6 protein-coding genes, 1 tRNA gene and 1 pseudogene are annotated in these 3,916 nt (G+C 52.5%); 5 read left to right on the top strand and 3 right to left on the bottom strand.

The annotated features are described in order from the left end of the window. Positions 1-28: 28 nt before the first annotated feature. Positions 29-964, bottom strand: coding sequence for a tRNA 2-thiocytidine(32) synthetase TtcA (gene ttcA / locus LZ634_RS21870; RefSeq protein ID WP_234508837.1), 936 nt, complete (start codon positions 962-964; stop codon positions 29-31). Continuing rightward, positions 915-1,225, bottom strand: a pseudogene (locus LZ634_RS21865) (hypothetical protein); the annotation flags it as partial. The pseudogene LZ634_RS21865 and the gene ttcA, both read right to left, overlap by 50 nt. 210 nt (positions 1,226-1,435) lie before the next feature. Between LZ634_RS21865 and LZ634_RS21860 the strand changes: the two are divergent. The 5 genes from LZ634_RS21860 to LZ634_RS21840 all read left to right on the top strand — a co-directional run bounded on the left by LZ634_RS21860 (position 1,436) and on the right by LZ634_RS21840 (position 3,766). Then, positions 1,436-1,717 carry a YdgH/BhsA/McbA-like domain containing protein gene (locus LZ634_RS21860; protein WP_234508836.1) on the top strand — a complete coding sequence of 94 codons (282 nt, stop codon included), beginning with the start codon at positions 1,436-1,438 and terminating at the stop codon, positions 1,715-1,717. 39 nt (positions 1,718-1,756) lie between these two features. After that, positions 1,757-1,831, top strand: a tRNA-Gly gene (locus LZ634_RS21855). Between the two features lie 174 nt (positions 1,832-2,005). After that, positions 2,006-3,151 carry a transglutaminase-like domain-containing protein gene (locus LZ634_RS21850; RefSeq protein ID WP_234508835.1) on the top strand — a complete coding sequence of 382 codons (1,146 nt, stop codon included), beginning with the start codon at positions 2,006-2,008 and terminating at the stop codon, positions 3,149-3,151. Continuing rightward, positions 3,129-3,485, top strand: a complete 357-nt coding sequence (locus LZ634_RS21845) for a hypothetical protein (protein ID WP_234508834.1) — start codon at positions 3,129-3,131, stop codon at positions 3,483-3,485. The genes LZ634_RS21850 and LZ634_RS21845 overlap by 23 nt, the downstream gene beginning before the upstream one ends. After that, entirely contained in the window at positions 3,482-3,766 is a 285-nt protein-coding gene (locus LZ634_RS21840; RefSeq protein ID WP_234508833.1) for a heavy-metal-associated domain-containing protein, read from the top strand. The genes LZ634_RS21845 and LZ634_RS21840 overlap by 4 nt, the downstream gene beginning before the upstream one ends. 51 nt (positions 3,767-3,817) lie before the next feature. On the opposite strand, the gene LZ634_RS21835 is transcribed toward LZ634_RS21840, so the two are convergent. Next, a partial coding sequence (locus LZ634_RS21835) for a porin (RefSeq protein ID WP_234508838.1) occupies positions 3,818-3,916 on the bottom strand: 99 nt, incomplete at its 5' end.

Genomic DNA, 3,916 nt, shown 5'->3' with positions numbered 1-3,916 from the left:
CAGGCTGCAGCCTGAGACGCTTATCGCATTACTTCACTTCCACGATATCCAGACGCAGATCGTTAAGCTGTCCGTCTTCTTCTTCCGGCTGCCAGCCAACCGGCTGTAGTGGCAATTCTTCGCGGTCAAATGCCAGATCGCCACCATCGACAACTTCTGAACCGTGTGTCAGACCTTTGAAATCAAACAGATTGATATCGCTCAGGTGTGACGGCACCACGTTCTGCATGGCGCTAAACATGGTTTCGATCCGGCCAGGATAACGTTTATCCCAGTCGCGCAGCATCTCGGCAATCACCTGACGCTGCAGGTTAGGCTGGGACCCGCAGAGGTTACACGGAATAATTGGGTATTCTTTAGCTTCAGCAAAGCGCTCGATATCCTTTTCGCGGCAGTAGGCCAGCGGACGGATAACGATATGTTTGCCATCGTCACTCATCAGCTTCGGCGGCATGCCTTTCATTTTTCCGCCGTAGAACATGTTCAGGAACAGCGTTTGCAGAATGTCGTCACGATGGTGGCCGAGCGCGATTTTGGTCGCTCCCAGCTCGGTCGCGGTGCGATACAGGATGCCGCGACGCAGACGCGAACACAGAGAGCAGGTGGTTTTGCCTTCCGGGATTTTGTCTTTCACGATGCCGTAGGTATTTTCTTCGACAATCTTGTATTCAACGCCCAGCTTTTCCAGATATTCCGGCAGAATATGTTCCGGGAATCCCGGTTGCTTTTGGTCAAGGTTAACCGCCACCAGGCTGAAGCTGATAGGCGCGCTCTTTTGCAAATTGCGCAAAATTTCCAGCATGGTGTAGCTATCTTTACCGCCGGAGAGGCAAACCATAATGCGATCGCCATCTTCAATCATATTGAAGTCGGCGATGGCTTCGCCTACGTTGCGGCGCAGGCGTTTTTGTAACTTATTCAGGTTGTATTGTTCTTTCTTGGTAGTTGACTGATTTTCTTGCATTATTACCGTTCTCTAAAACCAAAAGGGGCATGTCGGGGGCAGCGTTCTTCACGCAGCAAGCCAGTCGTTCAACAAGGTTTGCGGGCCACCGTTCATTTTCAATCCATGTACTGTAGACGTCGTACACCATTTGCGCGTTTTTATGCCCCATCTGATTAACTAAAAATGATGGGTTAGCTCTAGCCGATAGCGACCAGCAGGCAAAAGTATGCGCGTATGGTACGGATTACGGCGACGAATGCCAGCACGTTTTACAGCGGCGCACTAACTGCCCTTGGGGCAACTGGTCGTGTCGTCAGATTTTTGTTCTCCGGTGTGCGTTTTCTACGCCCATATTCCCCGTGAATTATTTCGACATCTTTAGTTCTTATTTGGTACGCAATCTTTAAATAACTTTGAGTCTGGATGACATTAACTAGCATGTTCACGTGGATAATCGTTCATGAATTCATCACATTAGGGACTGAATACATGAAGCTGTTTTCAAAAGTTATTCCAGCAATTTTTGCTTTTGCGATCTCGTCGTCAGTATTGGCGGCAGAACTCCCGGAAGTCATCGGCAGCGACACCTCGTCGGGGTTAGATAGGCTGGGTCGCGTTTCTGTTAGCGGCATCAACGGCAGTCCTGATGATGTGATTAGGGCGCTACAGAAAAAAGCGGGCGCTATTGGTGGCGGTAAATTACGCGTGATTGCGCTGAGTACACCGAAAGACTCCAGCTTATGGATGGGGAATGCGGAAGTGTACCGATAAAGTGCATTCTGGTTGGTTGAATGGATTCATGTCTGAATATCGCCGCTAGCTTATCGGCTAAGCATCAGCTTCCCAGGCTGACCATACGGGGTTCGACTCCTCGGCGGCGGACCATTTCACATTAGTACCTCCAGCACGCGTTGTGTCCGCAGATCGCTAAAGCCCGCAAATTGCTACTTTTCCCCTTTCTTATTCGTTGTCGTGATGAATGCATGGTCGCATAATGACGGCCAACCTCCGCAGGTGCGGGGTTAAGCGCCAGCTTTTTCTGGTGATGAAGGATACACAATGGAAAGGCGTCACTTTCTGAAAAGTGCTGCAGCACTTTCTACGCTCGGTCTGGTTAGCCCAGCCTTTGCTAAAACGGAAACCGTCACGCAACCTGCGGTCGCATCTTCCGGCAAATATCGCCGTTTTGTGATGACCCAGACCTACAGCCTGAAAGCCCCGGAAGGTTCATCCGGCAAGGTCAATTTGTGGATCCCCATCCCGGAAGATACCGCCTTCCAGCAGTTACTCAATCTTTCCTTTAGCGGTAACTATCAGAGCGCGGCGCTCAATGCCAATAACCGCTATGGCGCAAAAGTTCTGTTTGTCACCTGGCCTTCTTCCAGTGGTCCACTGGAGCTAAAAGTGAAAATGGAAATCGAAACCCGTGATTGGGAAGTGCTGAAAGACAATCGTCTTGCCGACTGGCAGCTGCCCTCTGACGCGGTGGTGATCCCTGATGAGATTAAGCCATTCCTCCATGCGACGCCGCATATTCCCGTCGACGGGCTGGTCAAAGAGACCGCGCTGAAAATTATTGGCAACGAGAAAGCACCGTTGAAACAGGCGCGTTTGATCCACGACTGGGTCAGTACCCACATGCATCGTGATGATGCCGTGATTGGCTGTGGCACCGGTGATGTGGGCGAAATCCTGAAAACGGGAAAACTCGGCGGCAAATGTACCGATATCAACTCGGTGTTTGTGGCGCTGTGTCGTGCGGTTGGCATTCCGGCACGCGAGATGTTCGGTATTCGTTTAGGTGCCAGCCGCAAGCTGGATAAATACTCTAAAAAAGCCTTCGGCAGTGCCGATGCGCAGGGTGTGGCAAAAGTGAGCGGCGGTCAGCACTGCCGCGCTATGTTCTGGCTGGCGGGTTACGGCTGGATGCCGGCGGACCCGGCGGACGTGACCAAAATGCGTCTGACCGAGAAAAAAGAGAACGGCGACCCGGCGGTGACGGCGGTGAATGACTACCTGTTCGGTAACTGGGAAATGAACTGGGTCGGCTTTAACCATGGTCGCGATTTCGCGCTGTCGCCGGCCGCTGAACAAGGTGATATCAACAACCTCGGTTACCCGTATGCTGAAGTGGACGGCGACCCGCTGAACTTCTACGATCCTGCGCTATTTAGCTACGACTATGTCAGCGTCGAACAGCATTAAGGGTGGATTGCTGACGCTGCTGGCGGCGGTGATCGCCGCCGGCGCATCAACCCTGTGCTGCATCGGGCCGCTGATGTACCTGGTGTTTGGCATTTCGGCGGCGGGGCTGGTGGGTATTCCCGGCGCATCCTGGCTACAAATCCCGATGGTGATTGTCGCGCTGGGGCTGATGGCACGCGGGTTCTGGCGTTTACATCTGTCGCCTAAGCCGGTGTGCGTCAACGTGGTCAGCCGTCGGGTGCTGGTGTGGCTATACTGGCTGGCGGTGCCGCTGGTGCTGGCGCTGATTAGTTATCCGTACGTGTTGCCCTGGATTTGGGAGTGGATGGAATGAAAAAAGCGGTCATTCTGGCATTATTGCTGGTGACGCCATTTAGCTGGGCGGCCGATAAGCTGGTCACGATTGATGTGGGTGAGATGAACTGCCCATTGTGCGTGATTTCGATTAATCAGGCATTACGCACCACTGACGGTGTGATTAAGGCGAAAGCCTCACTAAAAACACGTCAGGCGCAGGTGGTTGTACCGGAGAACTTCGATAATCAACGCCTGCTGGCAGCGATTGCGAAAACCGGATTTAAGGGCGAAATTCACGGAGAAAGCGCGGTACAGTAATGTGCCACGCAGGAAGAAGAAACCCGCTGCTGCCAGCGGGTTTTTTGTCGATTAGAACTGGTAAACCAGACCCATCGCGACCACGTTATCGGTGCCGATACCGTTATTGGCGTAGAAGCTATCATCGCCATCCAGCAGGTTGATTTTGTA

The sequence above is a fragment of the Kluyvera intermedia genome (assembly GCF_021440345.1).
GTDB lineage: Bacteria > Pseudomonadota > Gammaproteobacteria > Enterobacterales > Enterobacteriaceae > Kluyvera > Kluyvera intermedia_A.
This window is presented reverse-complemented; position numbering and strand designations above follow the sequence as displayed.